The organism is Pseudomonas sp. GM25 (genome assembly GCF_000282255.1).
Taxonomy (GTDB): Bacteria; Pseudomonadota; Gammaproteobacteria; order Pseudomonadales; family Pseudomonadaceae; genus Aquipseudomonas; species Aquipseudomonas aphyarum.
In genome coordinates this window covers 285,167-308,677 of sequence record NZ_AKJQ01000029.1, presented here as the reverse complement: position 1 = coordinate 308,677, position 23,511 = coordinate 285,167, and the positions used below count along the sequence as shown (strand labels likewise).

Annotated in this window: 19 protein-coding genes and 1 pseudogene; 8 read left to right on the top strand and 12 right to left on the bottom strand. The window is 62.0% G+C overall.

Annotated features, from left to right (window positions below):
• Positions 1-163: 163 nt before the first annotated feature.
• Entirely contained in the window at positions 164-1,168 is a 1,005-nt protein-coding gene (locus PMI24_RS08225; protein ID WP_007952732.1) for a D-cysteine desulfhydrase, read from the bottom strand.
• A 190-nt stretch (positions 1,169-1,358) separates the two neighbouring features.
• On the opposite strand from PMI24_RS08225, the gene epsC reads away from it, so the two are divergent.
• Both epsC and betT read left to right on the top strand, forming a co-directional pair.
• On the top strand, positions 1,359-2,285 hold the full coding sequence (epsC, locus tag PMI24_RS08220) for a serine O-acetyltransferase EpsC (protein WP_007952730.1): 927 nt from the start codon (positions 1,359-1,361) through the stop codon (positions 2,283-2,285).
• A 288-nt stretch (positions 2,286-2,573) separates the two neighbouring features.
• Positions 2,574-4,535 (top strand): choline transporter BetT, encoded by a 1,962-nt coding sequence (gene betT / locus PMI24_RS08215; RefSeq protein ID WP_162831787.1) that lies wholly within the window; start codon positions 2,574-2,576, stop codon positions 4,533-4,535.
• A gap of 24 nt (positions 4,536-4,559) precedes the next feature.
• On the opposite strand, the gene PMI24_RS08210 is transcribed toward betT, so the two are convergent.
• Positions 4,560-4,820, bottom strand: coding sequence for a hypothetical protein (locus PMI24_RS08210; protein ID WP_007952727.1), 261 nt, complete (start codon positions 4,818-4,820; stop codon positions 4,560-4,562).
• A gap of 251 nt (positions 4,821-5,071) precedes the next feature.
• On the opposite strand from PMI24_RS08210, the pseudogene PMI24_RS08205 reads away from it, so the two are divergent.
• A pseudogene (locus tag PMI24_RS08205) lies at positions 5,072-5,335 on the top strand (type II toxin-antitoxin system HicB family antitoxin); the annotation flags it as partial.
• A gap of 38 nt (positions 5,336-5,373) precedes the next feature.
• Here the strand turns inward: PMI24_RS08205 and PMI24_RS08200 are convergent.
• Entirely contained in the window at positions 5,374-6,411 is a 1,038-nt protein-coding gene (locus tag PMI24_RS08200; RefSeq protein ID WP_007952723.1) for a LacI family DNA-binding transcriptional regulator, read from the bottom strand.
• 206 nt (positions 6,412-6,617) lie between these two features.
• Here PMI24_RS08200 and PMI24_RS08195 point away from each other — a divergent pair, with 206 nt between their 5' ends.
• The 3 genes from PMI24_RS08195 to mgrA are packed head-to-tail and all read left to right on the top strand — an operon-like array spanning position 6,618 to position 11,241.
• A complete protein-coding gene (locus tag PMI24_RS08195) occupies positions 6,618-8,843 on the top strand; it encodes a TonB-dependent receptor (protein WP_045121694.1) in 2,226 nt (741 codons plus the stop codon).
• A gap of 1 nt (position 8,844) precedes the next feature.
• The gene (locus PMI24_RS08190) at positions 8,845-10,164 is read left to right on the top strand and encodes an LLM class flavin-dependent oxidoreductase (RefSeq protein WP_007952719.1); all 1,320 of its coding nucleotides are present in this window, start codon (positions 8,845-8,847) and stop codon (positions 10,162-10,164) included.
• Positions 10,165-10,203: 39 nt separating this feature from the next.
• Positions 10,204-11,241 carry an L-glyceraldehyde 3-phosphate reductase gene (gene mgrA / locus PMI24_RS08185; RefSeq protein ID WP_007952717.1) on the top strand — a complete coding sequence of 346 codons (1,038 nt, stop codon included), beginning with the start codon at positions 10,204-10,206 and terminating at the stop codon, positions 11,239-11,241.
• A gap of 46 nt (positions 11,242-11,287) precedes the next feature.
• Here mgrA and tauD read toward each other — a convergent pair whose 3' ends face one another.
• The 7 genes from tauD to PMI24_RS08150 all read right to left on the bottom strand — a co-directional run bounded on the left by tauD (position 11,288) and on the right by PMI24_RS08150 (position 19,562).
• Positions 11,288-12,130, bottom strand: coding sequence for a taurine dioxygenase (tauD, locus tag PMI24_RS08180; protein ID WP_007952715.1), 843 nt, complete (start codon positions 12,128-12,130; stop codon positions 11,288-11,290).
• A 57-nt stretch (positions 12,131-12,187) separates the two neighbouring features.
• On the bottom strand, positions 12,188-13,027 hold the full coding sequence (tauC, locus tag PMI24_RS08175; protein ID WP_007952706.1) for a taurine ABC transporter permease TauC: 840 nt from the start codon (positions 13,025-13,027) through the stop codon (positions 12,188-12,190).
• Positions 13,024-13,818, bottom strand: a complete 795-nt coding sequence (tauB, locus tag PMI24_RS08170) for a taurine ABC transporter ATP-binding subunit (protein WP_007952704.1) — start codon at positions 13,816-13,818, stop codon at positions 13,024-13,026. Before tauB ends, tauC begins: the two co-directional genes overlap by 4 nt.
• A 16-nt stretch (positions 13,819-13,834) precedes the next feature.
• Positions 13,835-14,812: a taurine ABC transporter substrate-binding protein gene (gene tauA, locus PMI24_RS08165; protein WP_007952702.1), complete on the bottom strand. Its 978-nt coding sequence runs from the start codon at positions 14,810-14,812 to the stop codon at positions 13,835-13,837.
• Positions 14,813-15,056: 244 nt separating this feature from the next.
• Positions 15,057-16,640 carry a glutamate--cysteine ligase gene (gene gshA / locus PMI24_RS08160; RefSeq protein WP_007952700.1) on the bottom strand — a complete coding sequence of 528 codons (1,584 nt, stop codon included), beginning with the start codon at positions 16,638-16,640 and terminating at the stop codon, positions 15,057-15,059.
• Positions 16,641-16,854: 214 nt separating this feature from the next.
• On the bottom strand, positions 16,855-17,238 hold the full coding sequence (locus PMI24_RS08155) for a PaaI family thioesterase (RefSeq protein WP_007952699.1): 384 nt from the start codon (positions 17,236-17,238) through the stop codon (positions 16,855-16,857).
• On the bottom strand, positions 17,238-19,562 hold the full coding sequence (locus tag PMI24_RS08150; protein ID WP_007952696.1) for a Tex family protein: 2,325 nt from the start codon (positions 19,560-19,562) through the stop codon (positions 17,238-17,240). The genes PMI24_RS08155 and PMI24_RS08150 overlap by 1 nt, the downstream gene beginning before the upstream one ends.
• Before the next feature lie 360 nt (positions 19,563-19,922).
• On the opposite strand from PMI24_RS08150, the gene ompR reads away from it, so the two are divergent.
• Together ompR and PMI24_RS08140 are read left to right on the top strand one after the other, a co-directional pair.
• Positions 19,923-20,663 carry an osmolarity response regulator transcription factor OmpR gene (gene ompR / locus PMI24_RS08145; RefSeq protein WP_007952694.1) on the top strand — a complete coding sequence of 247 codons (741 nt, stop codon included), beginning with the start codon at positions 19,923-19,925 and terminating at the stop codon, positions 20,661-20,663.
• Between the two features lie 114 nt (positions 20,664-20,777).
• On the top strand, positions 20,778-22,091 hold the full coding sequence (locus PMI24_RS08140) for an ATP-binding protein (protein WP_007952691.1): 1,314 nt from the start codon (positions 20,778-20,780) through the stop codon (positions 22,089-22,091).
• Positions 22,092-22,126: 35 nt separating this feature from the next.
• On the opposite strand, the gene rimK is transcribed toward PMI24_RS08140, so the two are convergent.
• Positions 22,127-23,032: a 30S ribosomal protein S6--L-glutamate ligase gene (gene rimK, locus PMI24_RS08135; RefSeq protein WP_007952690.1), complete on the bottom strand. Its 906-nt coding sequence runs from the start codon at positions 23,030-23,032 to the stop codon at positions 22,127-22,129.
• Positions 23,029-23,508, bottom strand: a complete 480-nt coding sequence (gene rimB / locus PMI24_RS08130) for a retropepsin-like aspartic endopeptidase RimB (RefSeq protein WP_011331964.1) — start codon at positions 23,506-23,508, stop codon at positions 23,029-23,031. Before rimB ends, rimK begins: the two co-directional genes overlap by 4 nt.
• Between the last annotated feature and the right edge of the window lie 3 nt (positions 23,509-23,511).

Genomic DNA, 23,511 nt, shown 5'->3' with positions numbered 1-23,511 from the left:
AAAGCAGCTTATGCGTCTCTCGCGAAATTCGCCTGCGGCGAGACTATATGACGGTTGTTTTAGAATGGAAAATAATGAATTTTCCGTTTGTTATTCTTTTAATGAATATGTATTCGAGCTGACGCTGAGCGTTCCCACGTCTGGCGCGGGAACGCGCTCAGGCCTACAGAAAGTCCTTGTACGCGAACAACGCCGGGGCGCCGCCGGTGTGCAGGAAGATGATCGGGCCGTCGTCGAAACGCCCGCGACCGATGCCGTCGAGCAGCCCGGCCATGGCCTTGCCGGTGTAGACCGGATCGAGCAGCACGGCGTCCTGGCTGGCCAGCAGTTTCACTGCCGCCAGGGTTCCGGCATTCGGCTCGCCGTAACGCGGGCCGAAGTATTCGTCCCACAACTCGACCTTGAAACTGTCCGGCAGCGCCACACCCAGCAGGTCGGCGGTGCGTTCGGCCAGGCCCTGTACTTTCGGGCGCTGATCTTCTTCGCTGCGCGAGACGGTCACGCCGATTACCGGCAGTTGCGGCAGGGCTTCGCTCAAGGCCAGCGCCAGACCGCTATGAGTGCCGGCGCTGCCCGAGGCCAAAACGACGGCGGAGAATTGCAGCCCGGTGTCCTTGATCTGTTCCGCCAGTTCCAGGCCGGCGCGCACGTAACCCAGTGCGCCGAGGGCGTTGGAGCCACCGATCGGCACCAGATACGGCTTCTTGCCGTTGCTGCGCAGGCGCACGGCGAGGGCGGCCAGTTGTTCGTCGGCGTTGTCGAGGTTGTCGACCAGCTCGACCTTGGTGTCGAACAGGTCCAGCAGCAGGCGATTGCCGTTGCCGGTGTAGTTGCTGTCATCGGTGCCCAGCGGGTTTTCCAGCAGGGCCACGCAGCCCAGGCCCAGTTTCGCGGCCAGCGCGGCGGTCTGGCGAACGTGGTTCGATTGCAGTGCGCCAGCGGTGATAAGGGTATCGGCGCCTTGGGCGAGGGCATCGGCGGCGAGGTATTCGAGCTTGCGCAACTTGTTACCGCCCATGGCCAGAGGCGTCAGGTCATCGCGCTTGATGTAGACATCGCGGCCGAGCCAGGTGGACAGGCGCTCGAGCTTTTCCAGTGGGGTCGGCTGGCCGAGCAGGTCGAGGCGGTTAAAGCGATCCAGCTGTTGTTTGATCGGTTGTGTGGACATGGTTCCGTACTGATGCAAGGAGATGTCAGGACTATAGGCACGCCGATTTACCGGGGCAACCGCCAATCGCTTATAGCCAAATGTGCTTAAGCCAGCACTATCGGTTCTTAATTCGCCCCGGTGGGGTTGCCGTAAAGTAGTCGCCGTTGACGCGGCCAGACAGTCCGGCCGCCCGTGAGGAGTCTTTACCGTGAGCGAGCGTTCCAGCCATTGGCAATTGCAGACCATCGTCAGCCAGCTGCGTACCGCGCGGGATCAGTGGCGGGCCCAAAATGGCCGTGCTTCCGGAGAGCAGGGCGGGCGCGAGTTGCCGTCCCGTGATGCGATGGCGCAGATCCTGGAAGCCCTGTGCGGCGCACTGTTTCCGATGCGGCTGGGTCCGGTGGATCTGCGTGAGGAAAGCGAGGATTTCTACGTCGGCCACACCCTCGACGTTGCCTTGAATGCATTGCTGGCCCAGGCACGACTCGAACTGCGTTACGTCGCCCGCCACAGCGCCCAGGCCGATACCGAAGTCGAGGCGCAGGCGATCAGGATCATCCAGGATTTCGCCCTCGCGTTGCCGGGCTTGCGCAGCCTGCTCGACACCGATGTGCTGGCCGCCTACCACGGCGATCCGGCGGCGCGCAGCGTGGATGAAGTGCTGCTGTGCTATCCGGGGATTCTGGCGGTGATTCACCATCGTCTGGCTCACCATTTGTATCGCGCAGGTCTGCCGCTGCTGGCGCGGATCAGTTCGGAAATCGCCCACTCGGCGACCGGCATCGATATTCACCCGGGCGCGCAGATCGGCCGCAGTTTTTTTATCGACCACGGGACCGGCGTGGTGATCGGCGAGACCGCGATCATCGGCGAGCGCGTCAGGATTTATCAGGCGGTGACCCTCGGCGCCAAACGCTTCCCGGCGGACGAGGACGGCCAGCTGCAGAAAGGTCATCCACGGCATCCGATCGTCGAGGACGACGTGGTGATTTACGCCGGGGCGACGATTCTCGGCCGGATCACCATTGGCAAGGGCTCGACCATCGGCGGCAACGTGTGGCTGACCCGCAGCGTACCGGCCGGGTGCAACCTGACACAGGCCAACCTGCAGCATGATGACGGGACGCAGAAGTAATTTTTCTGTCTGATCGTTCCCGCGCAACGCGGGAACGATCGTCCTCGCCACAGCGTCATACCCCCTCTTGAGCTAGCGTACGAAAGGTACCGCTGAGCCCTGCGATTAGTCCTGAGCGTACTATCCATGTTTAACTTGAACGTTCATTCAAGTTAAACCGGCGGCTCGCTGCCCGCTCACAACAGGAGGCTTGCCTTTGCTGAGTCCGATCATTTCAGCCATTTTCCAATCTCTTGAGGTGCACCGTTCATGAGTGCATCGTCCACCCCCGCCAGCGGTCTGGTGCGCATGAATCCGCCGGTGTTCTGGTTCGCCGCGACGGTGATCCTGCTGTTCGGCCTGACAGTCATCGCCATGCCGGAACAGGCCGGCGCCTGGCTTCTCGAAGCGCAAAACTGGGCGGCCAACACGGTCGGCTGGTACTACATGCTCGCGATGACTCTGTATCTGGTCTTCGTGGTGGTCACCGCGTTATCGGGCTACGGCAAGATCAAACTCGGTGCCGACCACGACGAACCCGAATTCAGTTACCTGTCCTGGGCCGGCATGCTGTTCGCCGCCGGGATCAGCATCACGCTGTTCTTCTTCTGCGTGTCCGAACCGCTGACCCACATGCTCCAACCGCCCCAAGGCGAGGCCGGCACCGCGGAGGCGGCGCGTCAGGCGATGCAGATTCTGTTTCTGCACTGGGGCCTGCACGGCTGGGGCGTGTTCGCCTTTGTCGGTATGGCGCTGGCGTATTTCGCCTACCGGCATAACCTGCCGCTGGCCTTGCGTTCGGCGCTGTACCCGCTGATCGGCAAGCGCATCAACGGGCCCATCGGCTACGCGGTGGACGGCTTCGGCATCATCGCCACGGTGTTCGGCCTCGGTGCGGACATGGGCTTCGGCGTGCTCCATCTCAACTCCGGTCTGGATTATCTGTTCGGCATTGCCCATACCCAGTGGATTCAGGTCGGCCTGATCACGCTGATGATGGGCGCGGCGATCATCGTCGCCGTCTCGGGTGTGGATAAAGGCGTGCGGGTCATGTCCGACATCAACATGCTGCTGGCCTGTGCGCTGCTGCTGTTCGTGTTGTTCGCCGGCCCCACCCAGCATTTGCTCAACACCCTGATCCAGAATCTGGGCGACTACCTCGGCGCGTTGCCGATGAAGAGTTTCGACCTCTACGCCTACGACAAACCGAGCGACTGGCTCGGCGGCTGGACGGTGTTCTACTGGGCATGGTGGATCGCATGGTCGCCGTTTGTGGGACTGTTTATCGCACGGATTTCCCGAGGCCGGACCATCCGCGAATTCGTCTTCGGCGTGCTGCTGATTCCACTCGGTTTCACCCTGGCGTGGATGTCGATCTTCGGCAACAGCGCCATCGACCAGGTGCTCAATCACGGTATGTCGGCACTGGGCATGTCGGCCCTCGACAACCCGTCGATGACGCTTTACCTGCTGCTGGAAACCTATCCGTGGAGCAAAACCGTCATCGCGGTAACGGTGTTCATCAGCTTCGTGTTCTTCGTCACCTCCGCCGACTCCGGCACCGTGGTGCTCTCGACTTTGTCGGCCAAGGGCGGCAACCCGGATGAAGACGGGCCGAAATGGCTGCGAGTGTTCTGGGGTGCGATGACCGCGCTGGTGACCAGTGCGCTGCTGTTCTCCGGCAGCATCGATGCGCTGAAGTCGGCCGTGGTGCTGACCTCGTTGCCGTTCTCGCTGATTCTGCTGCTGATGATGTGGGGCCTGCACAAGGCGTTCTATCTGGAGTCGCAGAAGCAGATCGCGCAACTGCATTCGCTGGCGCCGGTCTCCGGTTCACGGCGTGGCAAGGGCGGCTGGCGCCAGCGCCTGAGCCAGGCCGTGCACTTCCCGTCGCGCGACGAGGTGTACCGCTTCATGGACACCACGGTGAAACCGGCCATCGAAGAAGTGACGGCCGTGTTCGCCGAGAAAGGCCTGAACGTTGTCACCCAACCCGATCCGGCCCATGACAGCGTCAGCCTGGAAATCGGTCACGGCGAGCAGCACCCGTTCATCTATCAGGTGCAGATGCGCGGCTACTTCACGCCGTCGTTCGCCCGTGGCGGCATGGGCTCCAAGCAACTCAACAATCGCCGCTACTACCGCGCTGAAGTGCACTTGAGCGAGGGCAGTCAGGACTACGATCTGGTCGGTTACACGAAAGAGCAGATCATCAACGACATCCTCGACCAGTACGAACGGCACATGCAGTTCCTGCATCTGGTGCGTTGATCGGGGCAGGGCGCCGGGACGCTTTCAGGTCTCGGCGCTCAGCACCATGAACAACACCATCGCCGCCAGCGGTACGCCATACACGGCGCTGCCGATCGCAATCTCCGACCCCAGAGGCTGACCGGCGTGCACCACGCCGACCGCACCATTGATCACCGTCAACGCCAGCCACAACGCCGCGAAACCATAGGCCAGCGTCTGCCGACTGAAGCCGATGCGCTCGCCGATGTAAAACATCAGCGCCAGCAGGATCAGGCCGAAGAAGATGATGATTGCGGTGTGCATGGTGGGTTTCGCCTGGTGGGTTCGTTTACCTGTGATTCGTCCAGCTCGGTGTTCTTTAGAGCATAGCCAAACCGGCCCATTCTTTTCGTATCTCTCCGCTAGCTGACCATGACGTTCTGTCTATGCCATCCAGACTGCGAGCTGCATCAGATCTTCACGTAACGATCGATTTCAAGATGTGTAATTTAGCTTTCTGATTGCAGGTTATACCTATAGTGCGCTGCATCTACGGGTGTACAGGAAGGGCACTAATGAAATTTCCGGTCGTTCTGCATAAGGATTCCGACTCAGACTACGGAGTGATCGTCCCCGACATTCCGGGTTGTTACTCGGCAGGCGGTACAGCCGCTGAAGCTGTCAGCAACATTCAAGAAGCACTGGCATTGCACTTTGCGGGACTGGTCGCGGATCGCGAGTTGTTGCCGCGGGTGCGGGACATTGGTGTTCATCTCGACAACCCGGAATACGCCGGGGGCGTTTGGGATGTAGTCGAGTTTGATATCACCCCATATTTTTCGATCTGACTCACGTACTGCTAGAGCGAGTCTCTGGGTCAGGTACTTTCCCGCTCTATGACCGTGCACTGCAGCAGATTAAGCCGCTGCACCTCATCGCTCGGCAGCACGCCAAGGCTTTCTAGCACTCGCGTTGCCGCCAGCACGCCGATCTCCAGCGCCGGTGGTTTGATCGTGCTCAGGCTCGGCAGCAGCATCTCGGCGAACGGGTAGTCCCCGAAGCCGAGGACGGCGCAGTCTTTGGGGATCTTGAGGCCGGCGCGTTGTCCGGCGAGCAGGCCGCCGGCGGCGAGGTTGTCGTTGGCGAAGATGATCGCGTCCGGGCGGGGTGAGGCGTTCATCAGCGCTTGCATCGCTTGCTTGCCGGCCTCGAACGGGGCGCGATCGGCGTCCGGTGCAAATACCCAGGGCTCAAGTCCTAGCTCACGCACGGTCGCCGCATAGCCGTCGCGGCGTTCCAGTGCGCTGAAGTCGCCGGGGGCGCTGTTCTGCACGAAGGCGATTCGCCGATAGCCTTTGTCGTGCAGATAGCGAGCGGCGCTGACACCCACTTCGAAGTGAGAAAAACCGATCTGCATCGGCTCGCGATCCGGCTGGTAATCCCAGGTTTCGATCACCGGGATATCCGCTTCGGCGAGCATCTTTTCCGTACCCGCGCTGTGGAAGTGACTGGTGACCACCAGCGCCGCCGGCGACCAGCCGAGGAACGCCCGCACGGCGCTTTCCTCCTGTTCAGTGCTGAAGTAACTCGAGGCCAAAAGTAGCTGGTAGCCGTGACGGCTAAGGGTGTCGCTGAAGCCCTGAATGGTGTTGGCGAAGATCGGCCCTGAGATGTTCGGGATCACCATGCCGACGATTTTCCCCCGCGCCGAGGCGAGCCCGCCGGCCACCAGATTCGGCACGTAACCCAGTTCGGCGACCACCGCCGCAATCCGTTCGCGGCGTTCGGGCGAGACCTGTTCCGGCTGGTTGAAATACCGTGACACGGTGATTGCCGAAACACCGGCCTGGCGCGCCACCGCGTTGAGGGTCACGCGACCGGCGCCACGGCGTTTGCGGGGCTTTTCTTCGCTCAAGGCTCGATCCTTCTTAAAAACCAAAACGCATATAAAAGTAATTTTTCAGTATTGGACGGTCTATGTCCGACTTGCCAATACTGGCGATGTTAGCGCTAACAAAGCGCGTTGTCTGCTACTCGCTCGAGCGAATGCCCAAGACACCGAGACAGGCGCTGTCGTCGCAGAACGGCAGCGGTTCAGGGCAACTTTTCGAGCGGGCAAACATGCACAACATTCCTGGGGCGACACACAAACTGGCGCAATCGATCCGCGCTGCGGGCTGGCTACTCACCGGGCTGGCCGCGCTGCCGCTGCCTGCCGCGTTCGCCGCCGACAGCACCGATCAGGAGCCGACACTCAAGTCCGTCACGGTCACCGCCACCCGCCGCGAAGAGTCGCTGCAAAAGGTGCCGGTGGCGGTGTCGGTGATCGACGGCGAGCAGCTGGAACGCGATAACCGCAACAGCGTGGCGAGCATCGTCCAGCAAGTGCCGTCGCTGAATTTCCGCACCGGCGCATCGAACAAGGACACCTCGTTGTTCGTGCGTGGCGTGGGGACGATTTCCACCTCGCCGGGCGTCGAGCCGACCGTGGCCACGGTGATTGATGGCGTGGTCTACGCCCGTCCCGGCCAATCCACTCTCGATCTGCTGGACCTGGAACGCGTCGAAGTCCTGCGCGGCCCGCAAGGCACGCTGTTCGGCAAGAACGCCTCGGCCGGCGTGTTGAACATCACCAGCAAGGCACCGACCGCCGAGACCCACGGCTACATCGATCAGTCGTACTACAGCGGCAACGAAAGCCGCACCCGTTTCGGTATCGGCGGCAGCCTGATTCCGGACACGCTCAAGGGTTCGATCAGCACCTTGTTCGGCACTTACGACGGCAACGTCGACAACAAGCACAACGGTCAGGAGGTCAACGGCTACAACCATCGCGGCGTGCGCGGCAAACTGGAATTCACCCCGAACGACGACATCACCTTCACCCTGATCGCCGACTACATGCAGTCCCACGATGACGGCCCCAACGGTGTCGTGACCAAGGCGCTGACCCCGGCCTTCGCCAATGCGTTGAGCCCGGTCGGCGCGACCAGCCACAACCGCGACATCAACACCGACACCCGCACCCACGTCGAGGACACCAACAAGGGCCTGTCCGGCCAGCTCGACTGGCAACTGGGCGATTACACCCTGACCTCGATCACCGCGTGGCGCGGCTGGGACAACACCCAGTATCAGGACGGCGACCGCCTCGGCACGGTGACGGCCGCGTTCCCTGGCACAGCGGACAAGGGCGATTTGGCCTTCGACCAGTACTCGCAGGAGCTGCGTCTGGCGTCGCCGAAAGGCGAGTTCCTCGAATACGTCGGCGGCCTGTTCTACATGCACGGGAAGGACGAGGAAACCTATCAGCGCACGCTGACCACCACCACGCGCACCGATCGCGGCGTCGCCGATTACAGCACCACCAGCGACAGCTACGCGGTGTTTGGCGAAAGCACGTTGAATTTCACCTCGGACTTCCGTGGCATCGCCGGCCTGCGCTACACCCACGACGACCTCGAATACGATCATCGTCGCGTCTCCACTTCCGCCACCACCGTCAGCGGCATTCAACCGGCCACCCGCAGTTCTGGCTCGGTGGATGAGGACGGCTGGTCCGGCCGGCTCGGTTTGCAGTACGACCTGAGCGATACCGTCACCACTTACCTGACCTACTCGCGCGGTTACAAAGGCCCGGCCTACAACGTGTTCTTCAACATGCAGCCGCGCGATACCGAAGCCTTGAAACCGGAAACGTCCAACACCTGGGAGGCGGGGATCAAAGCTTCCTCGTGGAACAATCGCCTGACCACCAACCTCGCGGTTTTCCACAGCGACTACGACAACTATCAAGCGAACTTTTTCGACACCGTCGCCGGGCAAGTCGTAACGCGCCTGATCAACGCCGGCAGCGTCAGCACCGAGGGTGTGGAACTTGATTTCGCTCTGCAGGCGACCCAGCAACTGAAATTCTCGGGTGCGCTGGCCTACACCCGCGCTCGTATCGACGAGTTCGCCTGCCCGGCGGGTGCGGCGGCTTCGTGCAACGTCAACGGCAAACCGCTGCCGTTCAGCCCGGACTGGAAAAGCTATGTGCGGGCCGACTACACGATCCCGCTGGATAACGGCCTGGATATCGAGCTCGGCACCGATTACAGCTGGCAGAGCGAAGTGCAGTACGACATCAGCCAGAACGCCGACACCAAGCAAGGCGCCTACGGTCTCTGGAATGCCAGCGTGGCCCTGGCCGATTACACCAACGGCTGGCGCGTGGCGTTGCTCGGCAAGAACCTCACCGACAAGTCGTATTCGCCGTTGCTCGCCAGCGGTGGCAACTACATCTACCGCGCCGTGCCCCGCGATGACGAGCGCTACTTCGGCGTGCAACTGCGCAAGGATTTCTGAGATGAGCAGACAGCTGAAACTCGGCGCGTTCCTCATGGCCACCGGGCACCACGTTGCCGCGTGGCGTCACCCGGAAGTGCCGGCCAACGCCGGGCTGGATTTCGCCCATTTCAAACGCCTGGCGCAGATTGCCGAGGCGGCGAAATTCGACACATTGTTCGTCGCCGACAGCGTCGCCGCGCCGACCCAGGACATCGCCAGCCGCATGGCCCGTTCGGATCACTTCGAGCCGCTGACGCTGCTCTCGGCGTTGAGCGCAGTGACCGAGCACATCGGCCTGATCGCCACCGCCACCACCAGCTACAACGAGCCGTACCACGTGGCGCGCAAGTTCGCTTCGCTCGATCACCTGTCGGGCGGGCGAGCGGGGTGGAATCTGGTGACCTCGGACAACGCCGCCGAAGCGCAGAATTTCGGTCGCGACGAACACATCGGCCATGCCGAACGCTACAGCCGCGCCCGGGAATTTCATCAGGTGGTCACCGGGCTTTGGGACAGTTGGCAGGACGACGCCTTCATCCGCGACAAGGCCAGCGGCACGTATTACCACCCGGAAAAGCTGCACGTGCTGAATCACGTCGGCGAGCACTTCAAGGTCAAAGGCCCGCTGAATGTCGCGCGTTCGCCACAGGGTCAGCCGGTGATCGTGCAGGCCGGCTCGTCGGAAACTGGGCGTGAACTGGCGGCGCAGACGGCCGAAGTGGTGTTCACCGCGCAGACCTCACTGGCTAGTGCCCAGGCGTTTTACGCCGACCTCAAGGGACGCTTGCCGAAGTACGGACGCAGCGCCAATTCGCTGAAAATCATGCCCGGCGTGTTCGTCGTGGTCGGGCAGACGGAAGCCGAAGCGCAGGAAAAATGTGAAACGTTTCAGCAATTGGTCGAACCCGAGGTTGGCGTCGCCCTTCTTGGGCGTATGCTGGGCAACTTCGATCTGTCGAAGTACCCGCTGGACGGGCCGCTGCCGGAGTTGCCGCTGACTGAAAGCGGCCAGCAAAGCCGGCAGAAACTGCTGACCGAACTGGGCGGCCGGGAGCATCTGACCCTGGCCGAACTGGGTCGCAGAATCGCTGGTGGTCGCGGGCATTACAGCATCGTCGGCACACCGTCGCAGATTGCCGACCGTTTGCAGGAATGGTTCGAGCAGGGCGCGGCGGACGGCTTCAACGTGCTGGTGCCGCACCTGCCCGGCGGGCTCGAAGACTTCGCCAATGGCGTGGTCCCGGAACTGCAACGGCGCGGGCTGTTCAGAACCGAATACGAGGGCCGGACCTTGCGCCAGAACCTTGGCCTCGCCCGGCCCGGCAATAGATTTGCGTAGCAATCGACACCCGATTCAAGACCGACAAGAGAGGATTCGATGACTTACACCGCTGCCAAGAATCGCTACAACTCCATCCCTTACCGCCGCGTCGGACGCAGCGGTCTGGTGCTGCCGGCACTGTCCCTTGGCCTGTGGCACAACTTCGGCGACAGCACGCCGATCGACACTCAGCGCGCCTTGCTGCGCACGGCGTTCGATCTGGGGATCAACCACTTCGACCTGGCCAACAACTACGGCCCGCCCTACGGCAGTGCCGAGACCAATTTTGGCCGTTTGCTGCGTGAAGACTTCAAGCAGTATCGCGATGAACTGATCATCTCCAGCAAGGCCGGCTGGGACATGTGGCCCGGCCCTTACGGCCAGGGCGGCGGATCGCGCAAATACGTGCTGGCCAGCCTCGACCAGAGCCTGCAACGCTTGGGCCTGGACTATGTGGATATCTTCTACTCGCACCGCTTCGACCCGGACACCCCGCTGGAAGAAACCGCCAGCGCCCTCGCCACGGCGGTGCAGCAGGGCAAGGCGTTGTACATCGGTATCTCGTCGTACTCCGGGGTGAAAACCCGCGAAATCGCCGCGTTGCTCAAAGAGTGGAAAGTGCCGCTGCTGATTCACCAACCGGCGTACAACCTGCTCAACCGCTGGGTGGAGAAGGACCTGCTCGACACCACCGACGAACTCGGCACCGGCGTGATTGCATTCACCCCGCTGGCGCAAGGATTGCTGACCGACAAATACCTCAACGGCGTGCCGGCGGATGCGCGGGTCAATCGTCCGGGTGGTGGTTCGTTGCTGTCCTCGCACTTGTCCGAGGCGAATATTGCTCACGTTCGGGCGCTGAATGAAATCGCCAAACGTCGTGGGCAGAGCCTGGCGCAACTGGCGTTGGCGTGGACGCTGCGCGATCCGCGAGTGACCTCGGCGCTGATCGGCGCGAGCCGGCCGGAGCAGATTATCGAGAACGTCGGGGCTTTGAAGAATTTGAGCTTCAGTGCGGAAGAGCTGGCGGAGATTGACCGGTTTGCCCTGGAGGGCGGGATCAATCTTTGGGAGAAACCTTCTACGGCGGAATAACGACACACTGATCGTTCCCACGCAGAGCGTGGGAACGATCAATTGTTCAGCGAAAAAACGGCACATCCCCCAACACCGTAGCCCGCTGCATCACCCGCCGCGCCGGACGGTAATCATCCACCGCGTAATGCTGCGTCACGCGGTTGTCCCAGAACGCAATGTCATCCTTCTGCCAGCGCCAGCGAATGGTGAATTCCGGCCGCGTCGCATGCGCAAACAAGAACTTCAATACCGCTTCACTCTCGGTCTCCGACAGCTCATTGATCTTCGACGTGAAACCTTCGTTGACGAACAACGAACGCCGTCCGCTCACCGGATGCGTACGAATCACCGGATGCGACAGCGGTGGATTCTTGCGCCGTGCCGCTTCCCACTGCGTCAATGCTTCCGGCGTGTTGCCGTAGCGCTCCAGTGGGAACGAGCGGGTGAAATCGTGAGTCGCGGTCAGCCCTTCAAGCATGGCTTTCATCGGCGCCGACAGCGCTTCATACGCGGCAATCCCGCTGGCCCACAATGTGTCGCCACCAAACTCCGGCAACAGCTTGGCGCTGAGCACCGCGCCCATGGCCGGGGTCGGCAGGAAGGTCACGTCGGTGTGCCAGATCGCGTTGTCGCGCACGTCGGTGACGGCGGTGTCGAGGATCAGCACTTCCGGCTGTTCCGGCACGTTCGGGTAGATCGGGTGAATGTGCAGGTCGCCGAAATAGGCGGCAAAACGCGCCTGCTGCGAAGGCTCGATCGGTTGATTGCGGAAGAACAGCACCTGGTATTTGAGCAGTGCCTGCTCGATGGCGTCGCGCTGTTCCAGGTTCAGCGGCTGGCTGATGTCGACGCCGCTGATCTGTGCGCCGAGGGCCGAGCTTAAAGGGGTGATGTTCAGGCTGCTCATGGTGGTTCTCTTCAATTCCGGGGCCCCGAAACTGTCGGGGTAGTCAGTGCGGAAAAATCAGTGGGCCTGGCCGTGCCACGGCACCAGTTTGCGCTGCAGGGCGCGCAGGCCCATTTCCATGGCGAAAGCGATCAGGGCGATAACCAGAATCCCCAGCACCACCACATCGGTGACCAGAAATTGCGCGGCCGACTGCACCATGAAGCCCAGGCCGCTGGTGGCCGCGATCAATTCGGCGGCGACCAGAGTCGACCAGCCGACACCCAGACCAATACGCACACCGGTCAGAATGTCTGGCAACGCGCTCGGCAAAATCACGTGGCGAATCAGTTGTGCGCGAGTCGCCCCCAGCGATTGCGCAGCGCGCAGTTTGGCCGGGTCGACGGTGCGCACGCCGGTGGCGGTAGCAATCGCGATCGGAGCGAAAATCGCCAGGTAGATCAGCAGCACTTTCGACAACTCGCCGATACCGCACCAGATCACGATCAGCGGCAGATAAGCCAGTGGCGGAATCGGCCGGTAGAACTCGATCAGCGGATCCAGCACGCCACGGGCGATGCGGTTGGCACCGATGGCAATGCCCACCGGCACCGCAGTCAGAATCGCAAAACCAAGGCCCAGGCCGATGCGGCTGAGGCTCGCGCCCAGGTGCTGCCACAACGTCGAATCCATGTAGCCCGTGGTCGCCAGCAACCAGCCTTTTTGCAGCACGGCGGACGGTGGCGGCAGGAACAGCGGTTCGATCAGGCCGGTGGCCGTGACGGCCCACCAGATCACCAGCAACGCGAACAGGGTCAGCAGGCTGATCCAGCGAGTGCTGAGGCTGCGGCGCACGGGAATCACCACCGACGTGGCGGTGGGTTTCACTGCGGTGGCGGAAACGTCGTAACTGCTCATGCGCGCTCCTGCCGCTGAACGGCGCTGCGTTGCGAGAACACTTTGGCCAGCACGTGTTCGCGGGTTTCGATGAAGCGCGGATCGGACTTGATCGACCGCGCCGATTCGCCGGCGGCGTAGCGCTGGCCGAAGTCGAGGTGCAGACGCTCGACGATCTGCCCCGGATTCGGCGCGAGCAAAATCAGGTCAGTGGCGAGGAACACCGCTTCTTCAATGTCGTGGGTAATCAGGAACACCGGTTTGGCGGTGCGTTGCCAGACTTGCAGCAACAACTCCTGCATCTGTTCGCGGGTGAAGGCGTCGAGGGCGCCGAAGGGCTCGTCCATCAGCAACACACGCGGGTCGGCCGCGAGGGCGCGGGCCAGGCCAACACGCTGCTTCTGACCGCCGGAAAGCTGCCAGATGCGACGGTGTTCAAAACCGGAAAGGTCGACCAGCGCGAGCATTTCCCGGGCGCGCTGTTCGCGTTTGTCCTTGGCCACACCGGCCAGTTCCAGACCGAAAGCCACGTTGGCCAGCACATCCTGCCAGGGCAGCAGGGCGTCGTCCTGGAACACCACGCCGCGCTCGGCGCTCGGGCCTTTGACCGGCACGTTGTCGAGGGTGATACGGCCGGCGCTCGGTTCGACGAAGCCGGCAATCAGGTTCAACAGCGAAGTCTTGCCACTGCCGGACGGGCCGAGGGCCACCAGCAATTGCTGAGGGCCGAGGGTCAGGGAAATGTCGGACAGTACCGGTTCCGGGCTGCCGGGGTACTGTGCGCTGATGCGCTCCAGCTGTAGCAAGGCCATCGTAATGAACTCCCGATCAGTTGGTGATGTACTTGGCGCTGACGTACGGCGCGTAGTCCGGCAGTACCGCTTCGACCTTGCCTTGCTCCTTGAGGAACGCAGCGGTGTCGGTGATGGCTTTGGTGGTCGGCGCGCCGAGGTCACTGACCTGATCCGCTGCCAGCGGGTAGACGTTGCCTTGCAGCAGCAATGGGATGTCGCTGGCCTTGGCGCCCGAGAGTTTCACCAGCTTGTCGACGTTGCTCTGATTGGCCAGCCAGGCTTTCGGATCCTTGCGGTAGTCGGCGTAGGCGTCGAGGGTGACCTTGGCGAACGCGGTGACGATTTCCGGGTGCTTCTCGGCGAAGTCCTTGCGCACGATCCAGGCGTCGAAGGTCGGCGCGCCGAACTTGGCCAGCTCACCGGAAGTGATCAGCACTTTGCCGTTCTCCTTGGCCACACCCAGCGCCGGATCCCAAACGTAGGTGGCGTCGATGTCACCGCGTTTCCAGGCGGCAATGATCGCTGGCGGGGCGAGGTTGAGGACGGTGACTTTCGACGGGTCGATGTTCCAGTGCTTCAGTGCGGCCAACAGGCTGTAGTGACCGGTGGACACGAACGGCACGGCGATTTTCTTGCCGACCAGATCCTGCGGGGTCTTGATGCCGGAGCCATCGCGGGCGACCAGTGCTTCGGCGGCGCCGATCTGGGTGGCGATGAGGAAGGTTTCCACCGGGACTTTGCGAGTGATCGCGGCGGTCAGCGGGCTGGAACCGAGGTAGCCGATCTGCACGTCGCCGGAGGCGATGGCGGCAATGATGTCGGCACCGTTATCGAACTTGCGCCAGTTGATGTCGGCCTTGGTGGCTTTCTCGTAGGCACCGTCGGCCTGGGCGACTTTCGCCGGGTCAACGGTGGTCTGGTAGGCGACGGTGAGGTCGGCGGCCTGAGCCAGGAAACTCGCAGCAGCCAGAGAGGCCACGGCCAGCAGGCGAAGCGGGAAATTCAGTTTCATTGAAGAGCTCCATATCAGGCGACCGAGCGTCGGCGTGAAAGGAGACTAAATGATCTAAGAATCTAAAAATAAATAACTTTTTAGAATGAGCTTATGAGCGGAAAAATCTAAGCCGGGGGTATTTGATAGTTCCCACGCTCTGCGTGGGAATTCAGCTTGTGACGCTCCGCGTCACTGGGACGCAGAGCGTTCCTTGAGGCATTCCCACGCAGAGCGTGGGAACGATCAATCCAATGACAAACGATCAGTTGCTGATCGCCAAAATGCTCGCCTGATACGACCCGACAAACACGTCGAAATCGCCCACCTCGTTCTGCTCCAGCTCAGCCTGTTGCGCGAGCGAAGACCGCGCCAGTTCTTCGAACTTCGCCTGTTCCTCAGCCGCCAACGGCTCGCTGCGGAAGAACTCGGCGTGAGCCTGGCTCTGGCGCAGGGAGAATTGCGCGAAGCTTTCCTTGTGCGCTGCCATCGCCGCCAGCACCTGGGCCGAAGGCGTCAGGGACGAATCCTTGACCTTGGCCAGCTGCGCATCGAGTGCCTTGCTGTGGGCATCGCCGCCGTGGCTTTGATCCAGCAGCGCCGCCAGCGGAGCGATTTTTTCCAGCAGTTCGGCGGCCCATTCCTTCAGCTCGACCGGTTGGCCGTCGCGCTGCAATTGCAGGCCCGGACGGCGACCTTCCTTGACCACGCTGAGGAAGTTGGAGGTGGCATTGCCGCAGGAGTTGTTGGTCAGCAGCGGGCTTTCGTTCAGCGCGCAGTACAGCAGGAACGCGTCGAGGAAGCGCGATTCGGTGAGGTCGATGCCCATCGGCAGGAACGGGTTGATGTCCAGGCAGCGCACTTCGACGTACTGAATGCCACGGGCCATCAAGGCCTGGATCGGCCGCTCGCCGGTATAGGTCACGCGTTTCGGGCGGATGTTCGAGTAGTACTCGTTTTCGATCTGCAGGATATTGGTGTTCAGTTGCACCCACTCGCCATCCTGGTGCGTGCCGACTTCGACGTACGGCGCGTACGGTGTGGCCACCGCTTTGCGTAGGCTGTCGGTGTAGCTCGCCAGGTCGTTGTAGCACGGCGTCAGGCCGGCCTGGGCATTGCTCTGGTAACCGAGGTCGCTCATGCGCAGGCTGGTGGCGTAGGGCAGGTACAGGGTGTCCGGATCCAGCTGTTCCAACTGGTGCGCACGACCGCGCAGGAAACCGGCGTCCAGCGCCGGCGAAGCACCGAACAGGTACATCAGCAGCCAGCTGTAGCGGCGGAAGTTGCGGATCAGCGCGATATAGGACGACGACTGGAAATCCCGGTCGGTGCCGACGAAGCCTTCGGCCTCTTTCAGCAACGGCCAGAGCTTTTCCGGCAGGGAGAAGTTGTAGTGAATCCCGGCGATGCACTGCATGGTCTTGCCGTAACGCAGGGCCAGACCCTTGCGGTAGACGTACTTGAGCTGACCGATGTTGGAGGTGCCGTAATAGGCGATCGGGATGTCTTCCTCGGCCGGCAACGGGCACGGCATCGATGGACTCCACAGGTACTCGTTGCCGAGCTTGCTGTAGGCAAAGCGATGAATCTTGTCCAGGCTCGCCAGGGTGTCGGCCGGGTCTGGCAGGGCGGGCGTGATGAACTCCAGCAGCGACTCGGAATAGTCGGTCGTGATCTGTTCGTTGGTCAGCGCGGAACCCAGGGCTTCAGGGTGCGGCGTTTGGGCCAGGCGGCCTTCGCCGGTCACGCGCAGGCATTCACGTTCGATACCGTGAAGGCACTGCTCAAGCAGAGAGAGGTTAGCGCGCTCGCCGAGCAGAGCCAGGCGGCGGTTGAGAAGTTCGCTCAATTTGGATTCCTTCACGCGTCAGTCGCCCCAATATGGGGGTGGGCAGGACGGTCTACAAGGGTGAAGTTGAAACTGGCGTTTTCGCCTGGTTTTCGGGCCATGAAAGCCCCATTGGAAACGCCAACTTCAGTCCCTGAATCTGGCAGACGCGGGCGAGGAAAACTCCGACGCTGCGATCACAGCGCCGAAATTAACTCAAAATGATGAACAACATCTACAGGACAGCGAACGTGCCTTGCGCTTTTGCGACCAGTTTGTCGCCCTGCATCACGTCGGCTTCGACCACCAGCGTGCGCCGGCCCGGGTGGATCACCCGCGCCGTGCACATCACCTCGCCTTCAGAGACGGCGCGGATGTAGTTGATCTTGCACTCGATGGTCGCGCTCTGCTGGTCGAAGCCATGGGTGCTGGAACAGGCCAGCCCCATGGCAATATCCACCAGACTGAACAGTGCGCCGCCGTGCAGCTTGCCGCCGCGATTGCGCAGTTCGGGTTCCAGCGCGAGGGCGACTTGCGCCACCCCGGTTTCCAGACTGTGCAGACGGCAGCCCAACAGCTTGAAAAACGCGCTCTCGACGAGCCCGGCCGGAATGTCCATCAGCGTTTCTTCAACTGCTTGGCGTTGGCAAACAGCGACGCCATCGCGTTATTGGCTGGAGCCGCCGGGGTGCTTTCCTTGCGCGGCGCCGAACCCTGCGACTGGCGTGGCGCCGAGCCCGGACGCGAGCCACGGGCACCGTCGATTTTCTCGCCCGGGGTGTCGCTCATGCGCATCGACAGGCCGACGCGTTTGCGCGGGATGTCGACTTCCATGACCTTCACTTTCACCACGTCACCGGCCTTCACCGCTTCGCGCGGATCCTTGATGAATTTCTCCGACAGCGCCGAAATGTGCACCAGACCGTCCTGATGCACGCCGATGTCGACGAACGCACCGAACGCGGTCACGTTGGTCACCACGCCTTCGAGGATCATCCCCAGTTGCAGGTCCTTCAGGTCTTCGACGCCTTCCTGGAACTCGGCGGTCTTGAACTCCGGACGCGGGTCGCGGCCCGGCTTTTCCAGCTCTTGCAGAATGTCGGTGACGGTTGGCAGACCGAAGGTCTCGTCGGTGAATTTCTTCGGATCCAGACGCTTGAGGAACGAGGCGTCGCCGATCAGCGAGCGAATGTCGCGGTCGGTTTCAGCGGCGATGCGTTGCACCAGCGGATACGCTTCCGGGTGAACGGCCGAGGAGTCCAGCGGGTTGTCGCCGTTCATCACACGCAGGAAGCCGGCGGCCTGTTCGAAGGTTTTCTCGCCCAGACGTGCGACTTTCTTCAAGGCAGCGCGGGTCTTGAACGCGCCGTGTTCGTCACGGTGAGTCACGATGTTCTGCGCCAGGGTTGCGTTGAGGCCGGAGATCCGCGCCAGCAGTGCCACGGAGGCGGTGTTGACGTCCACGCCCACGGCGTTCACGCAGTCCTCGACTACGGCGTCCAGACCACGCGCCAGTTTCAGCTGCGACACGTCGTGCTGGTACTGGCCGACACCGATGGATTTCGGATCGATTTTCACCAGTTCGGCCAGTGGATCCTGCAGGCGACGGGCAATCGATACCGCGCCACGGATCGACACGTCCAGATCCGGGAATTCCTTGGCTGCCAGTTCCGATGCCGAGTACACCGATGCGCCGGCTTCGGAGACCATGACCTTGGTCATTTTCATCGCTGGGTATTTTTTGATCAGCTCGATGGCCAGTTTGTCGGTTTCACGGCTGGCGGTGCCGTTGCCGATGGCGATCAGGTCGACCGAGTGCTTGGCGCACAGAGCGGCCAGAATGGCGATGGTCTGATCCCATTTGTTGTGCGGCACGTGCGGGTAAACCGTGGCGTGATCCAGCAGTTTGCCGGTGGAGTCGACCACCGCAACCTTGCAACCGGTACGCAGGCCCGGGTCGAGGCCCAGGGTGGCGCGCGGGCCGGCCGGAGCGGCCAGCAGCAAGTCGTGCAGGTTGTGGGCGAACACATTGATCGCTTCGGTTTCGGCGCCGTCGCGCAGCTCGCCGAGCAGGTCGGTTTCCAGGTGTGTGTAGAGCTTGACCTTCCAGGTCCAGCGCACCACTTCGCCGAGCCATTTGTCGGCCGGACGGTTCTGGTTCTGGATGCCGACGTGCTGGCCGATCATGCCTTCGCACGGGTGCAGGGTGCCCGGCAGCTCTTCGCCGACTTTCAGCGCGGAGCTGAGAATGCCTTCGTTGCGGCCACGGAAAATCGCCAGCGCGCGGTGCGACGGCATGCTTTTCAGCGGTTCGTCGTGTTCGAAGTAATCGCGGAATTTCGCGCCTTCCTCTTCCTTGCCGGCGATCACGCGGGCACTGAGAGTGGCTTCCTGTTTCAGGTAGGTGCGCAGTTTTTTCAGCAGGTTGGCGTCTTCGGCGAAGCGCTCCATGAGGATGTACTTGGCGCCTTCCAGCGCTGCCTTGGCGTCGGCCACGCCTTTTTCGGCGTCGATGAAGCGCGCGGCTTCGGCTTCAGGGGCCAGCGACGGGTCGTTGAACAGACCGTCGGCCAGTTCGCCGAGGCCGGCTTCCAGGGCGATCTGGCCCTTGGTGCGGCGCTTCTGCTTGTACGGCAGGTACAAGTCTTCGAGGCGGGTCTTGGTGTCAGCGAGTTTGATTTCGCGCTCCAGCTCAGGGGTGAGTTTGCCCTGCTCCTGGATGCTGGAAAGAATGCTGATGCGCCGTTCGTCGAGTTCTCGCAGGTAGCGCAGACGCTCTTCCAGATGACGCAATTGGGTGTCATCGAGGCTGCCGGTCACTTCTTTCCGGTAACGGGCGATGAAGGGAACGGTAGAGCCTTCATCGAGTAGCGCGACGGCCGCTTCGACCTGTTGTGGGCGTACGCCGAGTTCCTCGGCGATGCGGCTGTTGATGCTGTCCATAAAACCACCTGACAAATTGTGAAAGCAGGCTCGCAGGCGCGTAAATGAAGGCCCGGAGTCTGGTGGGGCGGCTTGATGCTGGCCGCTGCCTGGGTCAAAAGGCATCCCGTTGACCCGTGAAATCGAACAATTACTGCGGCGCCCATGAAAATAAAGGACGGCCACCTGCGGTAACGATTCAGACGTTGCCTGACACAAAAGGCCGCGCATTATAACCAGCGTTCTGTCATTCGGGGGCGACGCAGTCTGTAGGCACAAACCCCGGTTTTCTGGCAGTGAAGGAAAAATCTGCTAACAATGCACACGGTGCGTATAACGGCAGCTACGCCATAATGCGCGCCGAGCTAAAAGGAGCATCCAATGAGCAGCACTGCACAAACTGCTGAAGGCGAAAAAATTCTCATCGTTGACGACGATCCGGGGCTGAGCAGCCTGCTGGAACGCTTTTTCGTCAGCAAGGGCTACCGTGCCCGCGCCGTACCGAATACCGAGCAGATGGACCGTCTGCTGTCGCGTGAAGTGTTCAACCTGGTCGTCCTCGACCTGATGCTGCCGGGCGAAGACGGCCTGACCGCTTGCCGCCGCCTGCGTGGCGCGAACAATCAGATTCCGATCATCATGCTCACCGCCAAGGGCGACGAGCTGAGCCGTATCAAGGGCCTGGAACTGGGCGCCGACGATTACCTGGCCAAGCCGTTCAACCCGGACGAGCTGATGGCTCGCGTCAAAGCCGTGCTGCGCCGTCAGGCCGCGCCGGTGCCGGGCGCGCCGGGCAGTGAAGAAGAAAACGTCACGTTCGGCGACTACGTGCTGTCCCTGGCCACCCGCGAACTCAAACGCGGCGACGAAGTGCACATGCTCACCACCGGTGAGTTTGCGGTGCTCAAGGCCCTGGTGATGAACGCCCGTCAGCCGCTGACCCGCGACAAGCTGATGAACCTGGCCCGTGGCCGTGAGTGGGATGCCCTGGAGCGTTCCATCGACGTGCAGATTTCCCGTCTGCGCCGGATGATCGAACCCGATCCGTCCAAGCCGCGCTACATCCAGACTGTCTGGGGTGTCGGCTACGTGTTCGTGCCGGATGGCAACTCCACCAAGTGATGGGTGATTTGTAGGAGCGGGTCTGCGGGAAACGGTCGGAAACGCCGTCCGCGCAGACTCGCAATCCGCAATATGCGAGCATTGCTCGCTCCTGCAAGTGTGTAGCGGTTATCCATGAAAACCCCCGTCTGGTTCCCCCAAAGTTTCTTCTCCCGCACCCTGTGGCTGGTGCTCATCGTCGTATTGTTTTCCAAGGCATTGACCCTGGTTTATCTGTTGATGAACGAGGACGTGCTGGTGGATCGGCAATACAGCCACGGCGTCGCCCTGACGCTGCGCGCCTATTGGGCCGCCGACGAAGAGAACCGCGCGAAAATCGCCGATGCCGCGACCCTGATCCGGGTGGTCGGGGCCGGTGTGCCGGAAGGCGAACAGCACTGGCCGTACAGCGAAATCTACCAGCGGCAGATGCAGGCGGAACTGGGTGCCGACACCGAAGTGCGCTTGCGCATGCACTCGCCGCCGGCCTTGTGGGTTCGCGCGCCGAGCCTCGGTGATGGCTGGTTGAAAGTGCCGTTGTACCCGCACCCGTTGCGCGGTCAGAAAATCTGGAACGTGCTCGGCTGGTTCCTTGCGATCGGTCTGCTGTCCACGGCGTCTGCGTGGATTTTCGTCAGCCAGCTCAACCAACCACTGAAGCGTTTGGTCTACGCCGCCCGGCAACTCGGCCAGGGCCGCAGCGTGCGCCTGCCGATCAGCGACACCCCCAGCGAGATGGCCGAGGTTTATCGTGCCTTCAACCAGATGGCCGAAGACGTCGAGCAGGCCGGTCGCGAGCGTGAGCTGATGCTCGCCGGGGTATCCCATGACTTGCGCACGCCGCTGACCCGTTTGCGGCTGTCACTGGAGTTGATGGGCGACCGCACCGATCTGACCGACGACATGGTGCGCGACATCGAAGACATGGACGCGATCCTCGACCAGTTCCTCGCCTTCATTCGTGATGGTCGGGACGAGTCGGTGGAGGAGGTGGACCTCAGCGATCTGGTGCGCGAAGTGGCGGCGCCCTATAACCAGACCGAAGAGAAAGTGCGCCTGCGCCTGGAACCGATCCAGCCGTTCCCGCTGCGTCGGGTGTCGATGAAACGCTTGCTGAACAACCTGATTGGCAACGCGTTGAATCATGCCGGTGGCAGCGTGGACGTCGCGGCCTATGTGTCCGGTGACACCAGCGCGCCGTACGTGGTGCTGAGCGTGATGGACCGTGGGGCGGGAATCGATCCTTCCGAACTTGAGGCGATCTTCAACCCGTTCACCCGGGGCGATCGTGCGCGTGGCGGGAAGGGCACCGGGCTGGGACTGGCGATTGTGAAGCGGATTGCTTCGATGCACGGCGGCAATGTCGAACTGCGCAACCGCTCCGGTGGCGGACTGGAAGCACGGGTCCGGTTACCGCTGGGATTGATGCTGCCGCGAGACGCGGTTTAAGTTTCAGGCGGCCTTGCGGCCGCCTGATTCAAGGTTCAACCCTTGCCTTTTGTGCGGGTCATGTTCGGCCCGCCATTCTTCTCGAGATGCTCGATGATGATCCCCGCCACGTTCTTGCCCGTGGTGGTTTCGATGCCTTCCAGACCCGGTGACGAGTTCACTTCCATCACCAGCGGCCCGTGGTTGGAGCGCAGGATATCCACACCCGCCACCGACAGCCCCATGACCTTGGCTGCACGCAGCGCAGTCATGCGTTCTTCCGGGGTGATCTTGATCAGGCTGGCGCTGCCGCCCCGGTGCAGGTTGGAGCGGAACTCGCCGGGCTTGGCCTGACGCTTCATAGCGGCGATCACCTTGTCGCCGACCACGAAGCAACGGATATCGGCGCCGCCGGCCTCCTTGATGTATTCCTGCACCATGATGTTCTGCTTCAGGCCCATGAACGCCTCGATCACCGACTCAGCCGCCGTCGCGGTTTCACACAACACCACGCCGATGCCCTGAGTGCCTTCCAGCACCTTGATCACCAGCGGTGCGCCGTTGACCATGTCGATCAGGTCGGGAATATCGTCCGGCGAGTGGGCAAAGCCGGTCACCGGCAAACCGATGCCCCGGCGCGACAGCAATTGCAGCGAACGCAGCTTGTCCCGCGAGCGGGCGATGGCCACCGATTCGTTGAGCGGAAACACGCCCATCATTTCAAACTGGCGCAACACTGCGCAGCCATAAAACGTCACCGACGCGCCGATCCGCGGGATCACTGCATCGAAACCCTCCAGCGGCTTGCCGCGGTAGTGGATCTGCGGCTTGTGGCTGGCAATGTTCATATAGGCGCGCAAGGTGTCGATCACCACCATTTCATGCCCGCGTTCGGTTCCGGCTTCGACCAGACGGCGGGTGGAATACAGACGCGGGTTCCGCGACAGCACAGCGATCTTCATGCAACACCTGTGGAGGAGGTAGATACCGGGAACACCGGCTTGTCTTGTACATATTTGATGCCCGGATTGACCACCAGCTGGCCGTCGATCAGGGCTTTGGAACCGAGCAACAGGCGATAGCGCATGGACTTGCGGCAAGCAAGGGTGAACTCGATCGGCCAGACCCGGTCACCCAGGGCCAGGGTGGTGCTGATCACGTAGCGCACCTGGGCCTGACCGTTCGAACTCTTGATGGTCTTGCGGGCGACCAGCGGCGCTTCACATCGCCGATGACGCAACTGCACGACAGTGCCCAGGTGCGCAGTGAAGCGCACCCACTTCTCGCCGTCACGTTCGAACGGCTCGATGTCGGTGGCATGCAGGCTGGAGGTGCTGGCGCCGGTGTCGATTTTTGCCCGAAGGCCAGCGACTCCCAGATCCGGAAGCGCCACCCACTCGCGCAGACCGATAACGGTCAAATGGTCAAATGTCTTCAATGG

What these genes read in the sequence shown, in the direction of transcription:
- PMI24_RS08225 (WP_007952732.1), bottom strand. Translation starts at nt 1,168, where the DNA reads ATGTCCACACAACCGATCAAACAACAGCTGGATCGCTTTAACCGCCTC.
- betT (WP_162831787.1), top strand. Translation starts at nt 2,574, where the DNA reads ATGAATCCGCCGGTGTTCTGGTTCGCCGCGACGGTGATCCTGCTGTTC.
- PMI24_RS08210 (WP_007952727.1), bottom strand. Translation starts at nt 4,820, where the DNA reads ATGCACACCGCAATCATCATCTTCTTCGGCCTGATCCTGCTGGCGCTG.
- PMI24_RS08195 (WP_045121694.1), top strand. Translation starts at nt 6,618, where the DNA reads ATGCACAACATTCCTGGGGCGACACACAAACTGGCGCAATCGATCCGC.
- PMI24_RS08190 (WP_007952719.1), top strand. Translation starts at nt 8,845, where the DNA reads ATGAGCAGACAGCTGAAACTCGGCGCGTTCCTCATGGCCACCGGGCAC.
- mgrA (WP_007952717.1), top strand. Translation starts at nt 10,204, where the DNA reads ATGACTTACACCGCTGCCAAGAATCGCTACAACTCCATCCCTTACCGC.
- tauD (WP_007952715.1), bottom strand. Translation starts at nt 12,130, where the DNA reads ATGAGCAGCCTGAACATCACCCCTTTAAGCTCGGCCCTCGGCGCACAG.
- tauC (WP_007952706.1), bottom strand. Translation starts at nt 13,027, where the DNA reads ATGAGCAGTTACGACGTTTCCGCCACCGCAGTGAAACCCACCGCCACG.
- tauB (WP_007952704.1), bottom strand. Translation starts at nt 13,818, where the DNA reads ATGGCCTTGCTACAGCTGGAGCGCATCAGCGCACAGTACCCCGGCAGC.
- tauA (WP_007952702.1), bottom strand. Translation starts at nt 14,812, where the DNA reads ATGAAACTGAATTTCCCGCTTCGCCTGCTGGCCGTGGCCTCTCTGGCT.
- PMI24_RS08155 (WP_007952699.1), bottom strand. Translation starts at nt 17,238, where the DNA reads ATGGACATTCCGGCCGGGCTCGTCGAGAGCGCGTTTTTCAAGCTGTTG.
- PMI24_RS08150 (WP_007952696.1), bottom strand. Translation starts at nt 19,562, where the DNA reads ATGGACAGCATCAACAGCCGCATCGCCGAGGAACTCGGCGTACGCCCA.
- ompR (WP_007952694.1), top strand. Translation starts at nt 19,923, where the DNA reads ATGAGCAGCACTGCACAAACTGCTGAAGGCGAAAAAATTCTCATCGTT.
- PMI24_RS08140 (WP_007952691.1), top strand. Translation starts at nt 20,778, where the DNA reads ATGAAAACCCCCGTCTGGTTCCCCCAAAGTTTCTTCTCCCGCACCCTG.
- rimK (WP_007952690.1), bottom strand. Translation starts at nt 23,032, where the DNA reads ATGAAGATCGCTGTGCTGTCGCGGAACCCGCGTCTGTATTCCACCCGC.